Source organism: Streptomyces sp. NPDC059142, from assembly GCF_042755665.1.
Lineage (GTDB): Bacteria > Actinomycetota > Actinomycetes > Streptomycetales > Streptomycetaceae > Streptomyces.
Genome location: NZ_JBHZDA010000042.1, coordinates 22364 through 42022, shown reverse-complemented (window position 1 = coordinate 42022; position 19659 = coordinate 22364). Strand labels below are relative to the sequence as shown.

Genomic DNA, 19659 nt, shown 5'->3' with positions numbered 1-19659 from the left:
GGCCCGGGGAGGGGGCCGGCGCCGCGCCGGCGGCCGGGGCACGGAGGGCGGCGGCCGCGGGGCGAGGGGACGCAACGGGGAGGGACGGAGCGGGGAGGGACGGAGCGGGGAGGGAGCCGGGAGGAAGCCGGCAGGGAGCGAGCGGAGCGGGTGGAGAGCGGGACGGAGCGGGGTCAGCCGCGGGGGCGGCGGCGGACGAAGTCCGTGGCGATCTCGTCGAAGGTGACCCAGCGGACGCCCTCGTGGCCGCTGATGTGGTCGATCAGCCGCTCGTGCATCAGCAGGTTCTGCGGCCGTCCGGACACGTCGGGGTGCACGGTCATCGTGAAGACGGCGTAGTCGTTCTCGCGGTAGACCCAGTCGAACTGGTCGCGCCACATCTGTTCGAGGTCGCGGGGGCTGACGAAGCCGTGGCTGTTGGGGCTGGCCTTGACGAACATCATCGGAGGCAGGTCGTCGAGGTACCAGTTGGCGGGGATCTCCACCAGGTCGGTCTCCTCGCCCCGTTCCAGCGGCTTCATCCACTCGGCCGCCGGACGGTCGTAGTCGATCTTCGACCAGCTGTCGCCGACCCGCACGTAGTACGGCTCGAAGTCCCGGTGCATCAGGGAGTGGTCGTACGCGATGCCCCGCTCCAGCAGGAGTTCGTTGGTGACCGGGGAGAACTCCCACCAGGGGGCGACATAGCCGGTGGGCCGCCGTCCCGTGCGGGTGGTGATGAGGTCGATGCAGTGGTCGAGGATGTCGGACTCCTGGGTCCGGCTCATCGCGATCGGGTTCTCGTGGCTGTAGCCGTGCACCCCGATCTCATGGCCGGCGGCCGTGCACGCCTCGAACTCCTCGGGGAAGGTCTCGATCGAGTGACCCGGCCAGAACCAGGTGGTGGTCATCTCCCGGCGCCGGAACAGCTCCAGCATCCGGGGCACGCCCACCTCGCCCGCGAACAGGCCGCGCGAGATGTCACAGGGGGAGTCCTCTCCCCCGTACGAGCCGAGCCAACCGCCGACCGCGTCGACGTCGACGCCGTAGGCAACCAGAATCTCTTTCGCCATGTCGGTACTCCTCCGAGGTGTACAGCTACGTGTGCTGGTGGATGGGTGTGCTGGTACGGGTGGGGATGCCTGCCGTGGGGCGTCCGCCGTGGGGGTGTCTGCCGGTGGTGTACGTGGTGACCGGTCGCCCGTGCGGGAGGCGCGCCCGGCCGGCGGTCAACCACCGTGGTGCGTGGCGCCATGGGGTCCCGGCCCATGGGGTACGGAGCCATGGGGTCCCGGCCTGTATGTGCCGGGCCCATGGGGTGCGGGCTCGTGTGGGCCCGGCCCATGGGGTGCGGGCTCATGGTGTCCCGCGTCGGCGAGCCAGTCGCGGATCAGCGCCGCGGCCCCCGCCGGTCCACGCCCCCCGGCCCGGTGCAGCGCGGCGGCCAGGAGCAGCCGCAGATGCCACGGAGAGAGGTCGGAGGCGAAGACCGCGCCGGCCCGCAGCAGATCGGCGCCGCCGCCCGCGCCGTACGCCGCCGAGGTCGCCCCGGCGGGTACCCGGCTGGCGACGGCGACCGCGACGCCGTCCGCCACCAGCCGTGCGACGGACTCGGTGATCTCCGGCGGTGCGTTGCCCGCCCCGAAGGCGCACAGCACCACACCGCGCGCGCCCGCGGCGACCGCCGCGTCGAGCAGGGTGGTGTCGCAGCCGACGTAGAGCGGGACGATGTCCACCCGGGGCAGCAGACCGAGGTCCTCGGCGCCGATCAGCGGGGCGGGGCGGGGCGGCCGTCCGATCAGCCGGACGCGGCCGTCGTCCACCCGGGCGACGGGCCCCCGGCCCGGTGCGCCGAAGGCGGCGGGCGCCAGGGTGTCGGTCTTGCGCAGCCCGATCGCGGGCCAGACCGCTCCGTCGAAGACCGCGGTGACGCCCTGGCCGCGGGCCGCGGGGTGGGCGGCCCAGGTGAGGGCGGTGGCGAGATTGCGCGGCCCGTCGGCCGCCGGGTCGTCGGCGGGACGCTGCGCGCCGGTGAGCACGACGGGGCGGTCGTCGGCGTGGACGAGACCGAGCGCGAACGCGGTCTCCTCCAGGGAGTCCGTGCCGTGGGTGATGACCACCGCGTCGGCCCCCTCGCGCAGGCTCTCGCCGACGGCTCCGGCGAGCGCCGCGAGATCGGGGAGGCCGAGCGAGAAGCTGGCCCGCAGGCCCAGCTCCGCGCAGGTCACCTCGGCATACTCCGGTACGGGGAAGGCGCGCGCGGTGCCCAGCAGCTCCTCCACCGTGACGGAGGCGATCCTCCCGGTGGGCGTGGAGCGGCTGGCGATGGTGCCACCCGTGCCGATGAGACGAAGCTGCATACGAGGCTCCACAATCGATTGCGAGAACGATTGCGCAACCATGCTCCACACTCACCCCGGAGGGCAACCCCCCTGATCGGATCTTCATGGAAGATGATGGTTCCGGAAACACGGCCACCCGGCCCGGGACCGGAGACGTGACGGGAAGCGACCGGCCCGTCACCGCCGCAGCACAGGAGACGAGGACCACGGCCTTGATACGACAGTCCGCAGCCGGCCGCGACCCGGGCGACAACGGTGTGACCCTGGCCGATGTGGCCGCCGACGCGGGGGTGCACCAGTCCACCGCGTCCCGGGCGCTGCGCGACGGCACCGGGGTGGGGGCCGCCACCGCCGACCGGGTGCGGGAGTCCGCGCGACGGCTCGGCTATGTGGTGAACCCCGCCGCCTCCAGTCTGCGGACCGGCCGTTCGCGGCTGCTGGGTGTGCTGGTCCCCCGGCTCACGGACATCGTGCTGGCCACGGTCTACGAGGGCATCGAGGCGGGCGCGGCGGCCGCCGGTTACCAGGCCGTCGTCGCCAACACCGGGGACGATCCGGACGTCCAGCGGGCCAAGGTGGAACGGCTGCTGGCCCTGCGGGTCGACGGACTGCTCCTCGGGGACGCGCGCGGCGACACGACGCTCGCCTCCGAACTGGTGGCGCGCGGGGTGCCGGTGGCGCTGGTCTCGCGGCGGCTGCGCGGGGTCACCTCCTTCACCTGCGACGACATCGTGGGCGGACGGCTGGTGGCGGAGCATCTGCTGGCGCTGGGGCACCGCAGGGTGGCGGTGGTGGCGGGCGAGCCGTACGCCTCCACGGGGGTCGAGCGGACGAAGGGCTTCACGGACGCGTACGCGAAGGCGGGGGTGCCGGTGGATCCGGCGCTGGTCGTCAACGCGCCGTTCGACGTGCACGGCGGCGAGCGCGCCGCGCAGCGGCTGCTGGCCGCCGAGCCCCGTCCCACGGCGGTCTTCGCGGTCAACGACTTCGCCGCGATCGGGGTCATGGGTGCGCTGCGCGCCTCCGGTCTGGTGCCGGGGCGGGATGTCGCGGTGGCCGGCTTCAACGACGTACCGCTCTCGGCCCAACTGCCCATCCCCCTCACGTCCGTACGTTCGCCGATGCGTGTCATGGGAGAGCGGGCGGCGACCGCCCTGGTGGGGATGGTCGAGGGGCGCCCGGCCCGGTCGCGCCGGTTCACCCCGGAGCTGATGGTGCGCGCGTCCACCGGCGCCCCCGGCCCGCGGGACCCGGTGGCCTGACGGGCCGTCCGGCGGGGCGGTCACCGGTCACGGCGGCGACCCGCGAAGATGAACCGACAAATCCATCGACCGATCTGGAGGAGTGGGCAGATGCCGCACGAACGAGCGGGACAGCCGACCCGGCCGGAGGACCTCATCGACGTCGCCAAGCTGGTGACCGCGTACTACGCGCTGCACCCCGACCCGCAGGAGCCGGGCCAGCGCGTGGCGTTCGGAACGTCGGGGCACCGCGGTTCGTCCTTCGCCACCGCCTTCAACGAGGACCACATCGCCGCGACCAGCCAGGCGATCTGCGAGTACCGGTCCCTCCAGGGCACCGACGGGCCGCTCTTCCTCGGCGCGGACACCCACGCGCTGTCCGAGCCCGCCCGGGTGACCGCCGTCGAGGTGTTCGCGGCCAACTCCGTGACGGTGCTCGTCGACAGCGCCGGCGGCTACACCCCCACCCCGGCGGTCTCGCACGCGATCCTCACGCACAACCGCGGCCGTACGGTGGGGCTCGCGGACGGTGTGGTGGTCACCCCGTCCCACAACCCGCCCGCCGACGGCGGTTTCAAGTACAACCCGCCGAGCGGCGGCCCCGCCGGGTCCGACGCGACCAACTGGATCCAGGACCGCGCCAACGACCTTGTCGCGGGCGGCCTCAAGGACGTGCGCAGGCTCCCGTACCGGCGCGCGCTGGCCGCCCCGGGCACCGGGCGGTACGACTTCCTCGGCACGTACGTGGCCGACCTGCCGTCCGTGCTCGACCTCGACGCGGTGCGCGCGGCGGGGGTACGGATCGGCGCGGACCCGCTGGGCGGCGCGTCGGTCGCGTACTGGGGCCGGATCGCCGAGGAGCACCGGCTCGATCTGACCGTGGTCAACCCGCTGACCGATCCGACCTGGCGGTTCATGACGCTGGACTGGGACGGGAAGATCCGGATGGACTGCTCGTCGCCGTACGCGATGGCCTCGCTGATCGAGCGGCGCGACCGCTTCGCGATCGCGACCGGCAACGACGCCGACGCGGACCGGCACGGCATCGTCACCCCGGACGGCGGGCTGATGAACCCCAACCACTACCTGGCGACCGCGATCTCCTACCTCTACACCCACCGCGAGCGGTGGCCGGCGGGCGCCGGGATCGGCAAGACGCTGGTGTCCTCGGGGATGATCGACCGGGTCGCCGCCGACCTCGGCAGGCCGCTGGTCGAGGTGCCCGTCGGCTTCAAGTGGTTCGTGGACGGGCTGGCCGGCGGATCGCTCGGCTTCGGCGGGGAGGAGTCGGCCGGGGCGTCGTTCCTGCGCCGCGACGGCTCGGTGTGGACCACCGACAAGGACGGCATCATCCTGGCGCTGCTCGCCTCGGAGATCCTCGCGGTGACCGGGAAGACCCCCTCCGAGCACTACGCCGCGCTCACCGCGCGGTTCGGGGAGCCCGCGTACGCCAGGATCGACGCGCCCGCCACCCCGGCGGAGAAGAAGGTGCTCGCGCGGCTCTCGCCGCGGCAGGTCACCGCGGACACCCTCGCCGGGGAAGCGGTCACGGAGGTGCTCACCGAGGCGCCCGGCAACGGCGCGCCGATCGGCGGCATCAAGGTCTGCACGGAGAACGCCTGGTTCGCCGCCCGTCCCTCCGGCACCGAGGACGTCTACAAGATCTACGCGGAGTCCTTCCTCGGCGCCGACCACCTCGGCCGGGTCCAGGAGGAGGCGAAGGCGGTGGTCTCCGCCGCGCTGGAGGGGTGAGCCCCGGCCGCCCGGAGCGGTCCTTCCGGGAGGTCCGGGGGCGCGGCGAGCGGGCGGATCCCGGCGGCGCGGGGCTCCGGTCCCCGCCGCCGGGCGGTGCGGACGGCACAATGCGGCGCGGGCACCGGGCCACGGGGCCCGTCGTCCGCCGTCGTGGCGGTCCGCGCCACCGGCGGCGGCCCGGTCCGTCCTCACCCGGAGGAACCATGGCCACCGCCGTCAGCCCGACCGTGCCGGGGCCGGACCCCGCCACCCTGCGGCGCGTCACCCTCGCGGGGTGCGTCGGGGTCTTCGTCGAGCTGTACGACAACGGGGTGTACGGCTTTCTCGCCGGCACCCTCGCCGTGGTCTTCTTCCCGGAGCAGAGCGCCCGGACGGCGCTGCTGCTCACCTTCCTGACCTTCGGCATCCCCTTCTTCGTCCGGCCGCTCGGCGCCATGGTCTGCGGCTACCTGGGCGACCGCGCGGGCCGACAGCGGACGCTGGTCCTGGTCATCCTGCTGATCAGCGCCGCCACCGCGGCGATCGGTCTGCTCCCCGGCTACGCGGCGATCGGGATCGCGGCGCCCGCCCTGCTGATGCTCCTCCGCTTCGCCCAGGGCTTCTCGGTGGGCGGCGAGGCGGCGGGCGCCATGACCTTCCTCGCCGAGTACGCGCCCGAGGGCCGGCGCGGCAGGCTCACCAGCTACGCCCAGATCGCGTCCTTCACCGCGCTGCTCGCGGGCGCGCTCACCGCCGCCCTCCTCGACGCCACGCTGAGCGAGGACGCCATACGGTCCTGGGGGTGGCGGATCCCGTTCCTGCTGGCCGTCCCGATGGGCGCCATCGGCTTCTACATCCGCAACCGGATCGCGGACACCCCGCGCTTCGAACGGCTCAGGGCGGCGCACGGGCTCTCCCGCAACCCGCTGCGCGAGGCGTTCGCGGACCCCGTCCACCGCCGGGCGGTCCTGCTCGCCGTGGTCGTGCCGCTGCTCAACGGCTCCGGCTACTACGTGCTGTTCGCGTACATGCCGACCTATCTCACCGCGGAGCTGCACTTCAGCGTGGTGCGGGGGCTGATCGTCACCGCGTGCTCCCTCGTGGCGGTCGGCGCCGCCATCCCGTACGCGGGCCGGCTCTCCGACCGGATCGGCCGGCGTGCGGTCGTCGGGGGCTCGGCGCTGGCCATGGCCGTGTTCGGGTACCCCTGCTATCTGCTGCTCGTCCAGGGGTCCTTGGTGTCGGCCGTCCTCGGCGCGGTCCTGCTGGCGGTGATCTTCGCGGGCCACACCGGGGTGATCCACGTCCTGCTCGTGGAGCTGTTCCCGACCCGGGTCCGCTACTTCGCCTACGGGTTCGGCTACAACATCTCCGCCGCGCTCTTCGGCGGTTCCGCGCCCTTCCTGATGACCTGGCTCATCGGACTGACCGGGGACACCCGCGTCCCCGCCTACTACCTCGTCGCCACCGCGCTCGGCACCTTCCTCGCGGTGCTGACCCTCCGTGAGACCGCCCACACCCCGCTGCGCGACCGGTGACACACCTCCGAGGAGAGACCCGCCATGACCTTTTCCGACTACAGGACCGCGCTGGTGACCGGCGCGTCGACCGGGATCGGCGCCGCCGTCGTCGAACGCCTCGCGCACCGGGGGCTCCAGGTGCACGCCGTGGCCCGTGACGCGGACCGGCTCGCCGCGCTCGCCGCCCGTACCGGCTGCGTACCGCACCCCGTGGACATCATGGACACCGAGGCGCTGGCCGGCGCGGTGGCGGGGCTCGACATCGACGTGCTCGTCAACAACGCCGGGGTCTCCCGCACCGGCACCGTACTGACCGCCGACGCGTTCGCCGTGGACGAGCAGGTCGCGGTGAACCTCCGGGCCGTGCTCCATCTCGTACGGCTGCTCGTGCCCGGCATGGTGGCGCGGGACCTCGGCCATGTCGTCAACGTCAGCTCGATCGCCGGGGTCCACCACTTCGCCGGCAACACGGTCTACCACGCGACCAAGGCGGCCGTGCACACGCTCTCCCGCCAGCTCAGGATCGATGTGTTCGGCAGACGGGTCCGGGTCACCGAGATCTGCCCGGGGCGGGTCGAGACCGAGATCTTCGGGCGGCTGCTCGGCGACATGGAGAAGGCCAGACGCCTCTACTACGAGGGCTACGAGTGCCTGGAACCCGACGACATCGCCGACGCCGTCGACTACGCGATCGGCGCGCCCCGGCACGTCAACATCGGCCATCTGGAGATCCTGCCGACCTTCCAGGTGCCGGGAGGACTGCGCTTCCACCGGGAGCGGGAGGAGGTCTGAGACGGCGCCCTCCCCGGCGGGTCAGTCGGCCGGGAGGGGCTGCTCCGCCCAGATCGCCTTGCCGCCGGGGATCTGGCGGGTGCCCCAGCGCTGGGTGAGCCGGGCGACCAGCAGCAGCCCGCGCCCGCCCTCGTCGTAGACCCGCGCCCGGCGCAGATGCGGGGCGGAGGTGCTGGTGTCGGCGACCTCGCACAGCAGCGTGCGGTCACGGATCAGCCGGAGCTGTACGGGGCCGCGCCCGTGCAGGATCGCGTTGGTGAACAGCTCGCTGACGACCAGTTCGGTGGTGAAGGTCAGCTCCTCCAGCCCCCACGCGGTCAGCTGGCCGGTGACGCGTTCGCGCACCTCGGCGACGAGCGCGGGCTCCGCGGCCAGCTCCCAGGTGACGACCTGGCCGGCGTCGAGGGCGCGGGTACGGGCGAGCAGCAGGGCGACGTCGTCGGTACGGGAGGGCGGGAGCAGGGTGCGCAGGACGGTGTCGCAGGTGGTCTCCAGCGACGGGGACGGCGCGGCGAGTACCGCGCAGAGGCCGTCGACACCGGAGCCGGGGCCCGTGTCCATCCCCCTGCCGGTGCGGGCGCCGTGCTCGTGGGACTCGATCAGTCCGTCGGTGTAGAGGGCGAGCGTGCTGCCCACGGGGATGTCGAACTCGGCGGACTCGAAGGGCATACCGCCCAGGCCGAGCGGTGGTCCCGCGGGCAGGTCGAGCAGGCGCGCCGTCCCGTCGGGGGTGGCGAGCACGGGCGGCGGATGGCCGGCCCTGGCCGCGCAGCAGGAGCGGGCGACCGGGTCGTAGACCACGTACAGACAGGTCGCGCCGGTGTACTCGTCGACGGCGGCGGCGCCGTCCGGGCCCGCGCCGCCCCCGGAGTTCTCCGAGGCGAGCCGCACGACCACGTCGTCGAGGTGGGTGAGGAGTTCGTCCGGCGGCAGGTCGATGTCGGCGAGGGTGCGTACCGCCGTACGGAGCCGGCCCATGGTGGCGGAGGCGTGGATGCCGTGCCCGACGACATCGCCCACCACCAGCGCCACCCGGGAGCCGGCCAGCGGGATGACGTCGAACCAGTCGCCGCCCACTCCGTGCCGGGGGTCGGCCGGGCGGTAGCGTGTGGCGACCTCGACGGCCGACTGCGCGGGCAGCCCGCGCGGCAGCAGGCTGCGCTGGAGGGCGACGGCGGTGGCGCGTTCGCGGGTGTAGCGGCGGGCGTTGTCGATGCAGATCGCGGCGCGGGCCGCCAACTGCTCGGCGAGGGCGAGATCCTCCTCGGTGAAGGGCTCCGGCTGGAGGCGCCGGGTGAACAGCGCCGCGCCCAGGACATTGCCCCGGGCGACCAGCGGCGCCGCGACGATCGACCGGGCCCCGAAGTCGGTGATCTTCGCGCTGCGCAGCGGGTCGCGCGCCATCCAGTCGGTGTACGCCTGGTCCCCGGGGCCGGTGAGCACGGCGCGGCCGGTGGCGAGGGCTCGGGCCGGGGGCGAGAACTCGGGGTAGCTGTCGACCTCACCGACCGCGACCGCGGCCTCGGGCGCGTCCGGGTGCTGGGCGGAGCGATGGGCGACACGGCGCAGCCGGACGTCGCCGGAGACCGGCCCGGGGGACGGTTCGTCGCCGCGCAGTACGGAGTCCAGGAGGTCGACGCTGATGAAGTCGGCGAAGGCGGGGAGCGGGGTGCTCGCCAGTTCCTCGGCGGTGCGGGTGACGTCCAGGGTGGTGCCGATGCGCATGCTGGCCTCGTTGAGCAGGGCGAGGCTCGCGCGCGCCCTGCGCTGCGCGCTGTTCTCGAAGCCGGTCACGGCGAGGGCGTGGACGCGGCCCGCCGTGTCCCTGAGCGGTGAGAGGGAGAGGGCCCAGGAGCGGGCGTGCCGCTCGCCGGGGGCGCGGCGGACGGTCTGGAGGGACTCGGCCTCGCCGGTGCGCAGCACCCGCCGCATGGCGGTCTCGACCTTGCCGTCCGGCGCCTGTTCCGATGGGCCGGGCGCGTAGGACGCGCCCGGCCCGTCGGCGGGGCCGACACCGCTCGTACCGTCGTCGCCGTGCGCGCCGTGCGCGCCGTCCGCGCCGTCCGCGCCGCTCGCGCCGTCCGCGCCGCTCGTACCGTCGTCGCCGTCCGCGCCGTCGAAGAGCAGGAAGCCCGAGGGGTGGCCGCGCATCCGGGCCTCCGTACGGCCGGTGATCCGGCCCATCCGGTCGTTCGCGTGCAGCAGCCGCAGGTTTACGTCGTACACCGCCATCGGCAGGACCGACTGGGTGAACGACAGCGCCTGCCAGAAAGCCGCGCCGCGCGTGTCATCCATCGTGCTCGCTCCCCGTCGGACTCCGTCCCCGGGTCTTCGGTCGCCCTTCGCAGCTCAGTGGCCAAGGTTACAACTCGGGGCACATCGTGCTTTACACCAGTTTTCCCCGTTCTGCCACTCCCCACCCTCCCCGCGTCCTTCTTAGCCCCTTCTTAAGCCCTTCTTAAGGAGCAGCCCCGGTTGTTGGGGAGCCACGTGTGCACCACGCTGGGGAGCGTGGTTCCGTACGGCGTGGCGCCGAGCCGCGTGCGGGGGCAGTGCGGCGGACGTGGGACGGTCGACGATGACGCGCCAAGGCAGCCCTCCCCCTGGCCCCGGCGACCGGCCCGGGGACCCTTTCGACGGCGCGGGTACGGCCAGGGCCACGGTGGACCCGCGGGGCGTCCTCACCTCGTGGAGCGAGGGCGCCGAGCGGCTGCTCGGGTACGCGGAGTCGGAGACGGTGGGGCGCGGGGCGGCGATGCTGCTGGCGCACGGGGTGCCCGAGGGGGGTCTGCCCGCGGGGGTGCGGCCCGGCGGCGGCGCGCCGCGCTGGAACGGTACGGTCACGCTGCGCCACCGGGACGGGCATCCGCTGGACGTCCGGTTGCTCGCCCACCGGCAGGAACCGGCCGGTGGCTCGCCGGGCGGCTGGCTGCTGGTGTCCGCGCTGGACGACACGGAGGCGGTGGCCGAGGACGCCGACCTGGGCCGCTGGGCGTTCGACCAGTGCCCGTGCGCCGTCGCCGTGTACGACACCGGACTGCGGCTGCGCCGGGTGAACGAGGCGATGGGCGAGGTCATCGGCCTCTCCGAGGACGAGGTCCGCGGTCTGCGCCTCTCCGAGATCGGCGGCAAGCCGCAGAGCGCCGAACTGGAGGAGCAGATGCGTACGGTGCTGGCCACCGGCACCGCGATCGACGCCAGGACCTATATGCGGACCGGGGGCGAGGCCGAGGAGCACTCGTGGTCCGCGCGGCTCGCCCCGCTGCGCGACGAGGAGGGCCGGGTACGGGGAGTGTGCCTGGCCGCGCACGATGTCACCGAGGAGGTGCTGGCCCGGCAGCGGCTCCAGCTCCTCAACAGCGCGAGCGTCCGGATCGGGACCACCCTGGACGTGAACCGGACGGCGTGGGAGCTGGCCGACGTGTGTGTGCCGCGGCTCGCGGACTTCGTCAGCGTCGACCTGCTGGAACATCTCGACACCGGCGCCGAGCCGCCGCCCGGCCCGGTCACCGGTCCCGTGCCGCTGCGCAGGGTGGCGCACCGCTCACGTACGGAGAAGGGCGCCCCGGACGCCTGGGTGAAGGTGGGCGACGTACAGGTCTATCCGGACTTCACGCCCCTGGCGGCCAGTCTGGCGGCGGGCCGTCCCGTCCTGAACGTGATGACCGACCCGGTGATGCGCCGCTGGGCCGACGAGGTCCCCGAACGCGCCGCGTACGCCAGGAAGCACGGCTTCCACTGGGTGATGGCCGTACCGGTCCTCGCGCGCGGTACGACCCTCGGCGTGGTGGTCTTCTCCCGGTTCGTGGGCGCCGCGCCGTTCGCCCCCGACGATGTGCTGCTGGCGGAGGAGATCACCGCGCGGGCCGCGGTGTGCATCGACAACGCGCGCCGCTTCACCCAGGAGCAGAACACGTCGCTCGCGCTCCAGCGCAGCCTGCTGCCGCACCATCTGCCCCGGGCGAACGCCGTGGAGATCGCCTCCCGCTACATCCCGGCCTCGCCGTACCCCGGGGTCGGCGGGGACTGGTTCGACGTGATCCCGCTCTCCGGCGCGCGGGTCGCGCTGGTGGTGGGCGACGTGGTGGGGCACGGCATCCAGGCGTCGGCCACGATGGGCCGGCTCCGTACGGCGGTGCGCACCCTCGCCGATGTCGATCTGCCGCCGGACGAACTCCTCACCCACCTCGACGATCTGGTGATCCGGCTCTCCGCCGACGCGGGGGCCGAGCAGACCTCGGGCGAGGTGGGAGCCACCTGTCTGTACGCGGTGTACGACCCGATCTCGCGGCGCTGCACCCTGGCGGGGGCGGGTCATCCGGCGCCCGTGGTGGTCACCCCGGACGGCCGGACGTACCCCGTCGAGCTGCCGGTCGGTCCCCCGCTCGGGGTCGGCGGGCTGCCCTTCGAGTCCGTCGACTTCGAACTGCCCGAGGGCACCGTGCTCGCGCTGTACACCGACGGTCTGATGGGCGGCCGGGAGGACAGCGACGAGGGGCGCCGGCTGCTCGCCGAGGTCCTGGCGCGCCCCGCCGCCTCGCTGGAAGCGGCCTGCGGCGCGGCGTTGAGCACGCTGCTGCCGGACCCGGGCACGCCGGACGACGTGGCGCTGCTGCTGGCCCGTACGAAGGTGCTGGACACCGCGCACGTGGCCACCTGGGACGTGCCCGCCGACCCCGCCGAGGTGGCCAGGACCCGCGCTTACGTCACCGAACAGCTCAGGGACTGGCGGCTGGAGGACGTGACCTTCGCGACCGAGCTCATCACCAGCGAACTGGTCACCAACGCCATCCGGCACGCCACGCCGCCCATCCAGCTCCGGCTGATCCACGACCTGTCGCTGATCTGCGAGGTCTCCGACTCCAGTACGACGGTGCCGCATCTGCGGCGGGCCCGCGCCTTCGACGAGGGCGGGCGGGGGCTGCTGCTGGTCGCGCAGCTCACGCAGCGCTGGGGCAGCCGGCACAACCCGACGGGCAAGACGATCTGGGCGGAGCAGATCCTCTCCGAGGAGAACGGCGAGGGTTAGTACTCCAGCAGGAATTCGCTTTCTGACCTGTGGGTTTGGCTGGGCGGCCGGATTGTAGCGGGACGTGGAGCGGTCAGGGGTGGTTTCACGGAGGCCGTCCCTCGACCGTGCGACAACGCCGCACGTAATGACAGCGACGCGCGACTGCCTGGCGTCGTCGGCGCCAGTTCGACCAGCTCAGCGCGTGATGTCGGCCTCGACGTCCGCGCAGGTGCGGGGGTTGGGGCCGACAAGCTGCCAGGAGTCGCCGAACCTCCGCCACGGAGAGCTCGACGGCCCCGGCAGTCTCACCGGTTCCGCCCCCTTTTCCTTGGCCCGGTGTGCCGTGGCCGCCAGGAAAGCGTGCGCGAGCATGGCGAGGGTGATGTGCCGGTACCAGCCCACGTAGCGGCGGACTTCGTACTGGTCCAGGCCGCATTCGTTCTTCGCGGCCTGGAAACACTCCTCGATCGCCCAACGCGATCCAGCGATCCGCACCAGCTCCGGAACGGTCGTCCCCAACGGGGCGTAGGCGAGGTAGTAGGCGATCTCGTCGGGCTTGCGGGTGCTGCGACGAGCCAGTGCCCACCGCATCCGGTGAGGGACCTCCCCCTGGTAGTCGAACTCGGCGATGGCCGGGAGCCGCACCGCCGCCCAGTGGTAGATACGCGGTCCCTTCGCGCCGTCACCGCACGAGATCTCCTCCCATGCCTCGTCCGGGGCCTGCGCGAAGAGGCCGTCGACGCGGGGACAGCCCACGCTGAACTGGGACTTGGGCACGGCCAGCACGTAACCGACGCCCGACTGCTCCAGGAGCCGGCGGAAGCGGCTCTCCTGTCCGTAGGCGGAATCCGCGGTGACCCAGGCGATGGGCAGTGGTGAGGCGAGGGCACGGAGCACGATGTGCCGGGCCAGTTCGCCCTTGGTGGCGAAGGTCCGCTCGTGCGGGACTTTCGCCAGGCGGCAGCGTTCTCGGTCCTCGGTCCAGGACTTGGGCAGGTACAGCTCGCGGTCGACCAGAGCCCGGCCGCAGGCGGTGGCGTAGGCGGCGAAGACGCCGATCTGGCAATTCTCGGTGCGGCCGGCGGTCCCGGAATACTGGCGCTGGACCCCGGCGGAAGTGGTGCCCTTCTTGATGAAGCCGGTGTCGTCGATGATGAGGACTCCGTCGTCTTCCCCGAGCTTGGCAGCGACGTATTGTTGCAGGTCGTCGCGAATGTCGTCAGATTCCCACTTCGCGCCGGCGAGCAGGTGCTGCAGTCCGTCGGGAGTCGAGTGGCCTGCCTGCTCGGCCAGTTGCCAGCTGTTCTTGCGGGCCACCGGGGCGAGCAGCCCGCGCACGTAGTCACGCATACGGCGGCGCAGCTCCACACGGCCGAAACGGTGGCCGATGGTCACGAAGAGGTCGTCCAGTTCCAGGTCCCACTGCTCGGCAGCACGCTCGGTCATCACACGGGGGCACTTTCCCCGTCGCTGTCATTACGTGCGGCGTTGTCGCACGGTCGAGGGACGGCCTCCGTGAAACCACCCCTGACCGCTCCACGTCCCGCTACAATCCGGCCGCCCGGCCAAACCCGCAGGTCAGACAGCAAAATCCTGCTGGAGTATTAGGGCGTGTCCGGCGGATCATGTGACTTTCTGACCGGTCGCTCGTTGGTTGGGTCATGGGTCGGGGGGATCTGACGAATCGCGAGTGGTCGCTGCTGGACCCGCATCTGCCTTCGCCGGGCGGCCGGGGTGGCAGGTGGAACGATCACCGGATCGTGCTCAACGGAATCCTCTTTCGGGTCCGCACCGGTATTCCGTGGCGTGACCTGCCGGAACGCTACGGTTCGTGGAAGACCGTCTACGAGCGTCATCGTCGCTGGTCGGCGGACGGTACCTGGGACCGGCTCTTGCAGGCGGTCCAGGCCGACGCTGACCTGGCCGGGCGGATCGACTGGGGCATGGTCGGCGTCGACTCGACGTCCTGCCGGGCCCACCAGCACGCGGCCGGCGCCCGCAAGGCCCGTCCGCGGATCCCGAAAAAAGGACGACGCCCCGGCACCACCGCCCCGATGAGGGACTCGGACGGTCCCGGGGCGGCCTGACCTCCAAGATCCACCTTGCCGGTGAAGGCGGCTGCCGCCCCATGGCTTTACTGATCACTCCAGGTCAGTGGGGTGACGCCCCGCAGATGATCGAGGTCCTGGACCGGATCCGGGTTCCCCGCCCGCTGGTCGGGCGGCCCCGGACCAGGCCCGGTCATGTCAGCGGCGACAAGGCTTACAGCTCCCGCCGAAATCGCCGCTACCTACGAAGACGCCACATCCGGCACACGATCCCGGAACCGAAGGACCAGCGGGCCAACCGCCGACGCAGAGGCAGCGCGGGCGGCAGACCTACTGGCTTCGATCGCGAGCGCTACCGGCGGCGCAACGAGGTCGAGCGGACCATCAACCGACTCAAGAACTCCCGCGCGGTCGCCACCCGTTACGACAAGCGGGCCTACGTCTTCCACGGCACGGTCACCGCAGCGGCAGTCCGCTTATGGCTCCGCCCATGATCCGCCGGACAGTGCCTAGCCCACCGGTGGGGCCGCTGGGGCCGCCGGTCCGCCCGGCGGTCCGGTCCGCGTCTGCCGTGTGGTCCGCTCCGTGGCCGGATCAGGCTCAGCTCCGTGGCCGGATCAGGGGGCGGCTCCGCGGTCGGCTCCGCGGCCGGCTCAGTGGTCCGCCGCGCCCTGTGCCGCCAGCCGGACGGGGGCGTTGGCCGCGCCGTACCCCTGGTAGCCGCCGGTGCGCTGGACCACCTCGAAGAAGATCCGGCCGGCCGACGCGGTGTAGAAGTGGCGGAACTCCCCGCCCTGTTCGTCCCGGTCGTAGAGGATCCCCAGCGCGCGGTAGGCGTCCAGCTCGCCGGGGGCGAAGGTGAACCGGGCGTCGAGATCGTCGTGGTAGTTGGCCGGGATCTCCAGCAGCGGCGCGCCCCGCTCCCGTACCAGCCGGGCCGTGGCGGTGATGTCGTCCGTGGCGAACGCGAGGTGCTGCGCCCGTCCCGCGTCACCGGTCGGTACGGGGGCGAGGTTGAGGACGAGCCGGGCCTCCCCCGCGCCGCCGGTGAGCGCGCGGCTGCGGAACAGGCCGTACGGGTCGGCGATCTCGACGCTGTCGCGCGGGCTCAGCCCGAGCACGGTGCGGTGGAAGAGGACCGCCTCGTCGTAGTGGTGCCACGGCTGGGTGAGCGCCACATGGTCGACACGGGCGATCCCGGTCCCCCGCGCCGCGCCGCGAGCGGGCACCGCGGGAAAGTCGCCGGTCCAGTCGGGCAGTCCGGCCCGGCCGGTGGCGCAGAAGAACAGGGCGGTGCCGTCGGGGGCCGCGACCGCGTCCAGCGGTACGTCGCCGGCCGCGCGCCGGCGCGGCAGGACCGGGGCGAGCAGCGCCTCGGCCCGCCGGGCGGCCGCGCCCGGGTCGGGGGTCTCCAGCCCGATCGCGGCGAGCGCGGTGGACGCGCGCCGGCCGCCCGCGGCGGTGCCCAGCAGAACCCGTGCGTCGCCCTGGGTCCACAGCTCCACCGGCTTCGTGGCGTGCTTCCCGGTACGGGCGAAGCCGAGGGTGCCCAGCAGCTCCCCGACCGGGCCGGGGTCGGGGGTGGCGAGCTCGGCGAAGGCGATGCCGGAGGGCACCACGGGTCCTGGCAGTCCGGCGATCCCGGCGGCGTCCTCCAGGGCGATCAGCGAGCGCAGCGCGTCCACGGCAGTGGAGCCCGCCTCCGCCTGCCGGAAGACATCGTTGAAGACCTCCAGCGAGAGCGGCCCCGTGTATCCGGCGCGGACCGCCTGGCGGACCAGTCCGGCGACGTCGAACCCGCCCTGCCCCGGGAAGCAGCGGTAGTGCCGGCTCCACTGGAGGACGTCCATCGCCATCAGCGGGGCGTCGGCGAGCTGGAGGAAGAAGATCTTCTCGCCGGGGATCTCCGCGACGCCCCGGAGGTCGGAGCCCCGGGACAGGATGTGGAAACTGTCGAGGCAGACCCCGAGCGCCGGGTGCCCGGCCGCCGCCACGATCCGCCAGGCGTGGTCGTACGTGGAGACATGGCGCCCCCAGGCCAGCGCCTCGTAGGCGATCCGGACCCCGGCCCGCGCCGCCCGTTCGGCCAGCGCGTGGAGGTGGGCGGCGGCGAGCGCGTCGTCGTCCTCGGCGTACGGGGAGACGCTGGAGCAGACCAGGAGCGTGTCCGCGCCGAGCCGGCGCATGACGTCGAACTTCCGCTCGGCGCGGCGCAGATTGCCCGCGAACAGCTCCGCGGGGACGGCCTCGATGTCGCGCATCGGCTGGTAGAGGTCGATGGTCAGGCCCAGGTCCGCGGCGCGGTCCCGTACCTCTTCCGGCGCGAGCGGGGAGGCGAGCAGATCGTTCTCGAAGATCTCGACACCGTCGAACCCCGCGCGCGCCGCGGCGGCGAGCTTCTCGCCGAGGGAGCCGCTCAGCGAGACGGTGGCGATGGACTTGCGCACGACGACCTCCGATGGTCCACTCTGCGGATCAACTGGTCCGTTCTGCGGAGCGTACGGTGCGGCAACGGGACCGGCAAGGGTGCTGCCCGCCCGGCGATAAGGTGCGGGGGACGCGGGACGAGGGGAGCGTGGTGGCGGTGGCGCGGGACGAGGTGACCCCGGACGAGGAGAGCGGCCGGTCCGACGGCGAACGGGACGCGGGCGGCGCGGGGGTGCGCAGTGTCCGGCGGGCCCTGGACATCCTCACCCTGCTCACCGAGGACCGCCCGGTCGTCTCGCTCCGGGAGATCACCGAGGCCACCGGGCTGCCGAAGACGACCGTGCTGCGCCTGGTCCACACACTGGAACAGAGCGGGCTGCTGTGGTCCGCCGCGGGCGGCTACACCGCGGGGCCCGGACTGTGGCGGTGGGCCCATCTGGCGCGCACCCAGTGGGAGGTCACCCGGGAGACCCGGGGGCTGATGCGCGGCCTCGCCGACCGGACCCGGGAGTCGGTCAACCTCTTCGTCGCCCACGATCTGCACCGGGTGTGCGTCGCGCACGAGGAGAGCCCGCATCCGCTGCGCCATGTGATCGAGGTGGGCGACCAGCAGCCGCTGTGGGCCGGCGCCTCCTCGAAGATCCTGCTCGGGGACGCCCCGGACGCGCTGCTGCGGCGGGTCGCGCTCGCCTCCCCGGACGGTGAGCCCGCCGTGGCGGCGCTGCGCGCGACGGCGCGCGAGGCGCGGCGCCGGGGATACGCGGTGAGCAGCGGGGAGTGGGACGACGGGCTGACCGCCGTGGCCGTACCGGTCACCGGGCGGTCGGGCGCGGTGATCGCCTCGCTCTCCCTGAGCGGTCCGAGCCAGCGCTTCCCGTACGAGGCGGTGGAGCGGTTCGCGGCGGACCTGGCCGAGGTGGCCCGGCTGATCTCGGACCAGGGCTTCAGCCATCCGCTGACCGGGGCGTCCGGTTCCGGCCCCCGGGGGCCGGCGCGCCGCGCGTGACCCGCGCCGGACACCCACGACGGCGGGCGTACCGGTGACGTAACTCCTGTGCCCCGGAGAGGAGTTCCGCCTCGGCGTGGTGTGGAGGCGACCGGCGCCCGACCGGTCCCGTTTGACAGGCCGGTCCCCCGTGGGAGGGTGGAGTGCAGGGCGGGAGCTTCGGCCTACGGGCGGGGCGCGCCCGCCGGACCACTCGGCCGGGACACGGGCACGGGTGGTCGCCGTCGGCGTCGAGCCGTGGCGTGTGGCGGTTCCGTACGCATCTCACCAACGGCTGTCCGTTGCCGGGACCCGGCTGCCGGAACACCGGAGACCGGCCCCCTCGCTGCGGCAGCGAAGGGATCAGGCCATGAAGGCATTGGTGTACGAGGGGCCGCGCTCGGTGGCGGTCAAGGACGTGCCGGACGCACGTGTCGAGCGGCCCACCGACGTACTGGTGAAGATCACCTCGACGAACATCTGCGGTTCCGACCTGCACATGTACGAGGGACGCACCGACTTCGAACAGGGCCGCGTCTTCGGCCACGAGAACATGGGCGAGGTCGTCGCGGTCGGCGAGGGGGTGGACCGGGTGCGCGTCGGCGACCTGGTCTGCCTGCCGTTCAACATCAGTTGCGGATTCTGCCGTAACTGCGAACAGGGACTGACCGCGTTCTGTCTGACGACGCCCGTCGACCCGACGATGGCCGGCGCGGCGTACGGCTTCGCGTCCATGGGCCCCTACAGCGGCGGGCAGGCGGAGTTGCTGCGGGTGCCGTACGGCGACCACAACTGCCTCGTTCTGCCGGAGGAGGCCCGGGAGAAGCAGAACGACTACGTCATGCTCTCCGACGTGTTTCCCACCGGCTGGCACTGCACCGAGCTCGCGAAGGTACGCCCCGGTGACACCGTGGTGGTCTACGGGGCCGGGCCGGTCGGCCTGATGGCCGCGCTGTCGGCCACCCTGAAGAGCGCGGCCAAGGTCATGGTCGTCGACCACCAGCCGGACCGCCTGGCGCTGGCCGCGGAGATCGGGGCGATCCCGGTCGACGAGTCGGACGGGTCGCCCGTCGACCAGATCAACGAACACACCAACGGCCGTGGGGCGGACTGCGGTTGTGAGTGCGTGGGCTACCAGGCACACGATCCGCAGGGCCGGGAACACCCCAATCTCACACTGAACAACCTCGTGCACTCGGTGAAGTTCACGGGCTCCATCGGTGTGGTCGGCGTCTTCGTCCCCGAGGACCCGGGGAGCCCGGACAAGCTCTACCGGGACGGTGAAGTCGCCTTCGACTACGGCCTGTTCTGGTTCAAGGGCCAGTCCGTGGGGAACGGGCAGGCCAACGTCAAGGCGTACAACCGTCAGCTCTGCGACCTGATCGAACAGGGCAAGGCCAAGCCGTCGTGGATCGTCTCCCACGAACTCCCCCTCGACCAGGCCCCCGAGGGCTACCGGCACTTCGACGCCCGCGACGACGGCTGGACGAAGGTCGTTCTCCACCCGGACGGCTCCTGACCTCGGCGCCGGGGGGGGGCGGGGGGCCCCCGGGCTGGTTCGGTGACGCGCTCGACGTGGA

General features: G+C 72.9%; 13 protein-coding genes. 8 read left to right on the top strand and 5 right to left on the bottom strand.

Going from position 1 to position 19659, the window contains the following annotated elements; genetic code table 11:
• Nucleotides 1-173 precede the first annotated feature (173 nt).
• Complete coding sequence (locus ACFXPK_RS17430; protein ID WP_384994748.1) at nt 174-1052, bottom strand: polysaccharide deacetylase; 879 nt, start codon at nt 1050-1052, stop codon at nt 174-176.
• A 156-nt stretch (nt 1053-1208) separates the two neighbouring features.
• Nucleotides 1209-2339 carry an asparaginase gene (locus ACFXPK_RS17425; RefSeq protein WP_385076180.1) on the bottom strand — a complete coding sequence of 377 codons (1131 nt, stop codon included), beginning with the start codon at nt 2337-2339 and terminating at the stop codon, nt 1209-1211.
• A 194-nt stretch (nt 2340-2533) separates the two neighbouring features.
• On the opposite strand from ACFXPK_RS17425, the gene ACFXPK_RS17420 reads away from it, so the two are divergent.
• The 4 genes from ACFXPK_RS17420 to ACFXPK_RS17405 all read left to right on the top strand — a co-directional run bounded on the left by ACFXPK_RS17420 (nt 2534) and on the right by ACFXPK_RS17405 (nt 7608).
• Nucleotides 2534-3583, top strand: a complete 1050-nt coding sequence (locus tag ACFXPK_RS17420; protein ID WP_384994753.1) for a LacI family DNA-binding transcriptional regulator — start codon at nt 2534-2536, stop codon at nt 3581-3583.
• 90 nt (nt 3584-3673) lie between these two features.
• Complete coding sequence (gene pgm, locus ACFXPK_RS17415) at nt 3674-5314, top strand: phosphoglucomutase (alpha-D-glucose-1,6-bisphosphate-dependent) (RefSeq protein WP_385076176.1); 1641 nt, start codon at nt 3674-3676, stop codon at nt 5312-5314.
• Between the two features lie 206 nt (nt 5315-5520).
• Nucleotides 5521-6834: an MFS transporter gene (locus tag ACFXPK_RS17410; protein WP_385076174.1), complete on the top strand. Its 1314-nt coding sequence runs from the start codon at nt 5521-5523 to the stop codon at nt 6832-6834.
• 24 nt (nt 6835-6858) lie between these two features.
• Nucleotides 6859-7608: an SDR family oxidoreductase gene (locus tag ACFXPK_RS17405; protein WP_385076171.1), complete on the top strand. Its 750-nt coding sequence runs from the start codon at nt 6859-6861 to the stop codon at nt 7606-7608.
• Nucleotides 7609-7629: 21 nt separating this feature from the next.
• Here ACFXPK_RS17405 and ACFXPK_RS17400 read toward each other — a convergent pair whose 3' ends face one another.
• Nucleotides 7630-9903, bottom strand: coding sequence for a SpoIIE family protein phosphatase (locus tag ACFXPK_RS17400; RefSeq protein WP_385076168.1), 2274 nt, complete (start codon nt 9901-9903; stop codon nt 7630-7632).
• A 283-nt stretch (nt 9904-10186) separates the two neighbouring features.
• On the opposite strand from ACFXPK_RS17400, the gene ACFXPK_RS17395 reads away from it, so the two are divergent.
• Nucleotides 10187-12637: a SpoIIE family protein phosphatase gene (locus ACFXPK_RS17395; RefSeq protein WP_385076166.1), complete on the top strand. Its 2451-nt coding sequence runs from the start codon at nt 10187-10189 to the stop codon at nt 12635-12637.
• Between the two features lie 177 nt (nt 12638-12814).
• Here the strand turns inward: ACFXPK_RS17395 and ACFXPK_RS17390 are convergent, their stop codons facing one another.
• A complete protein-coding gene (locus tag ACFXPK_RS17390) occupies nt 12815-14065 on the bottom strand; it encodes an IS701 family transposase (protein ID WP_385076163.1) in 1251 nt (416 codons plus the stop codon).
• A 215-nt stretch (nt 14066-14280) separates the two neighbouring features.
• On the opposite strand from ACFXPK_RS17390, the gene ACFXPK_RS17385 reads away from it, so the two are divergent.
• A protein-coding gene (locus ACFXPK_RS17385; protein ID WP_385076160.1) for an IS5 family transposase occupies nt 14281-15161 on the top strand; the annotation gives its coding sequence in 2 pieces (ribosomal slippage) (nt 14281-14641 and nt 14641-15161; 882 coding nt in all).
• Between the two features lie 159 nt (nt 15162-15320).
• Here ACFXPK_RS17385 and ACFXPK_RS17380 read toward each other — a convergent pair.
• Entirely contained in the window at nt 15321-17114 is a 1794-nt protein-coding gene (locus ACFXPK_RS17380; protein ID WP_385076157.1) for a bifunctional sugar phosphate isomerase/epimerase/4-hydroxyphenylpyruvate dioxygenase family protein, read from the bottom strand.
• 131 nt (nt 17115-17245) lie between these two features.
• On the opposite strand from ACFXPK_RS17380, the gene ACFXPK_RS17375 reads away from it, so the two are divergent.
• Nucleotides 17246-18100: an IclR family transcriptional regulator gene (locus ACFXPK_RS17375; protein WP_385076154.1), complete on the top strand. Its 855-nt coding sequence runs from the start codon at nt 17246-17248 to the stop codon at nt 18098-18100.
• A 349-nt stretch (nt 18101-18449) separates the two neighbouring features.
• On the top strand, nt 18450-19598 hold the full coding sequence (locus tag ACFXPK_RS17370; RefSeq protein WP_384994773.1) for a glutathione-independent formaldehyde dehydrogenase: 1149 nt from the start codon (nt 18450-18452) through the stop codon (nt 19596-19598).
• Nucleotides 19599-19659: the final 61 nt, after the last annotated feature.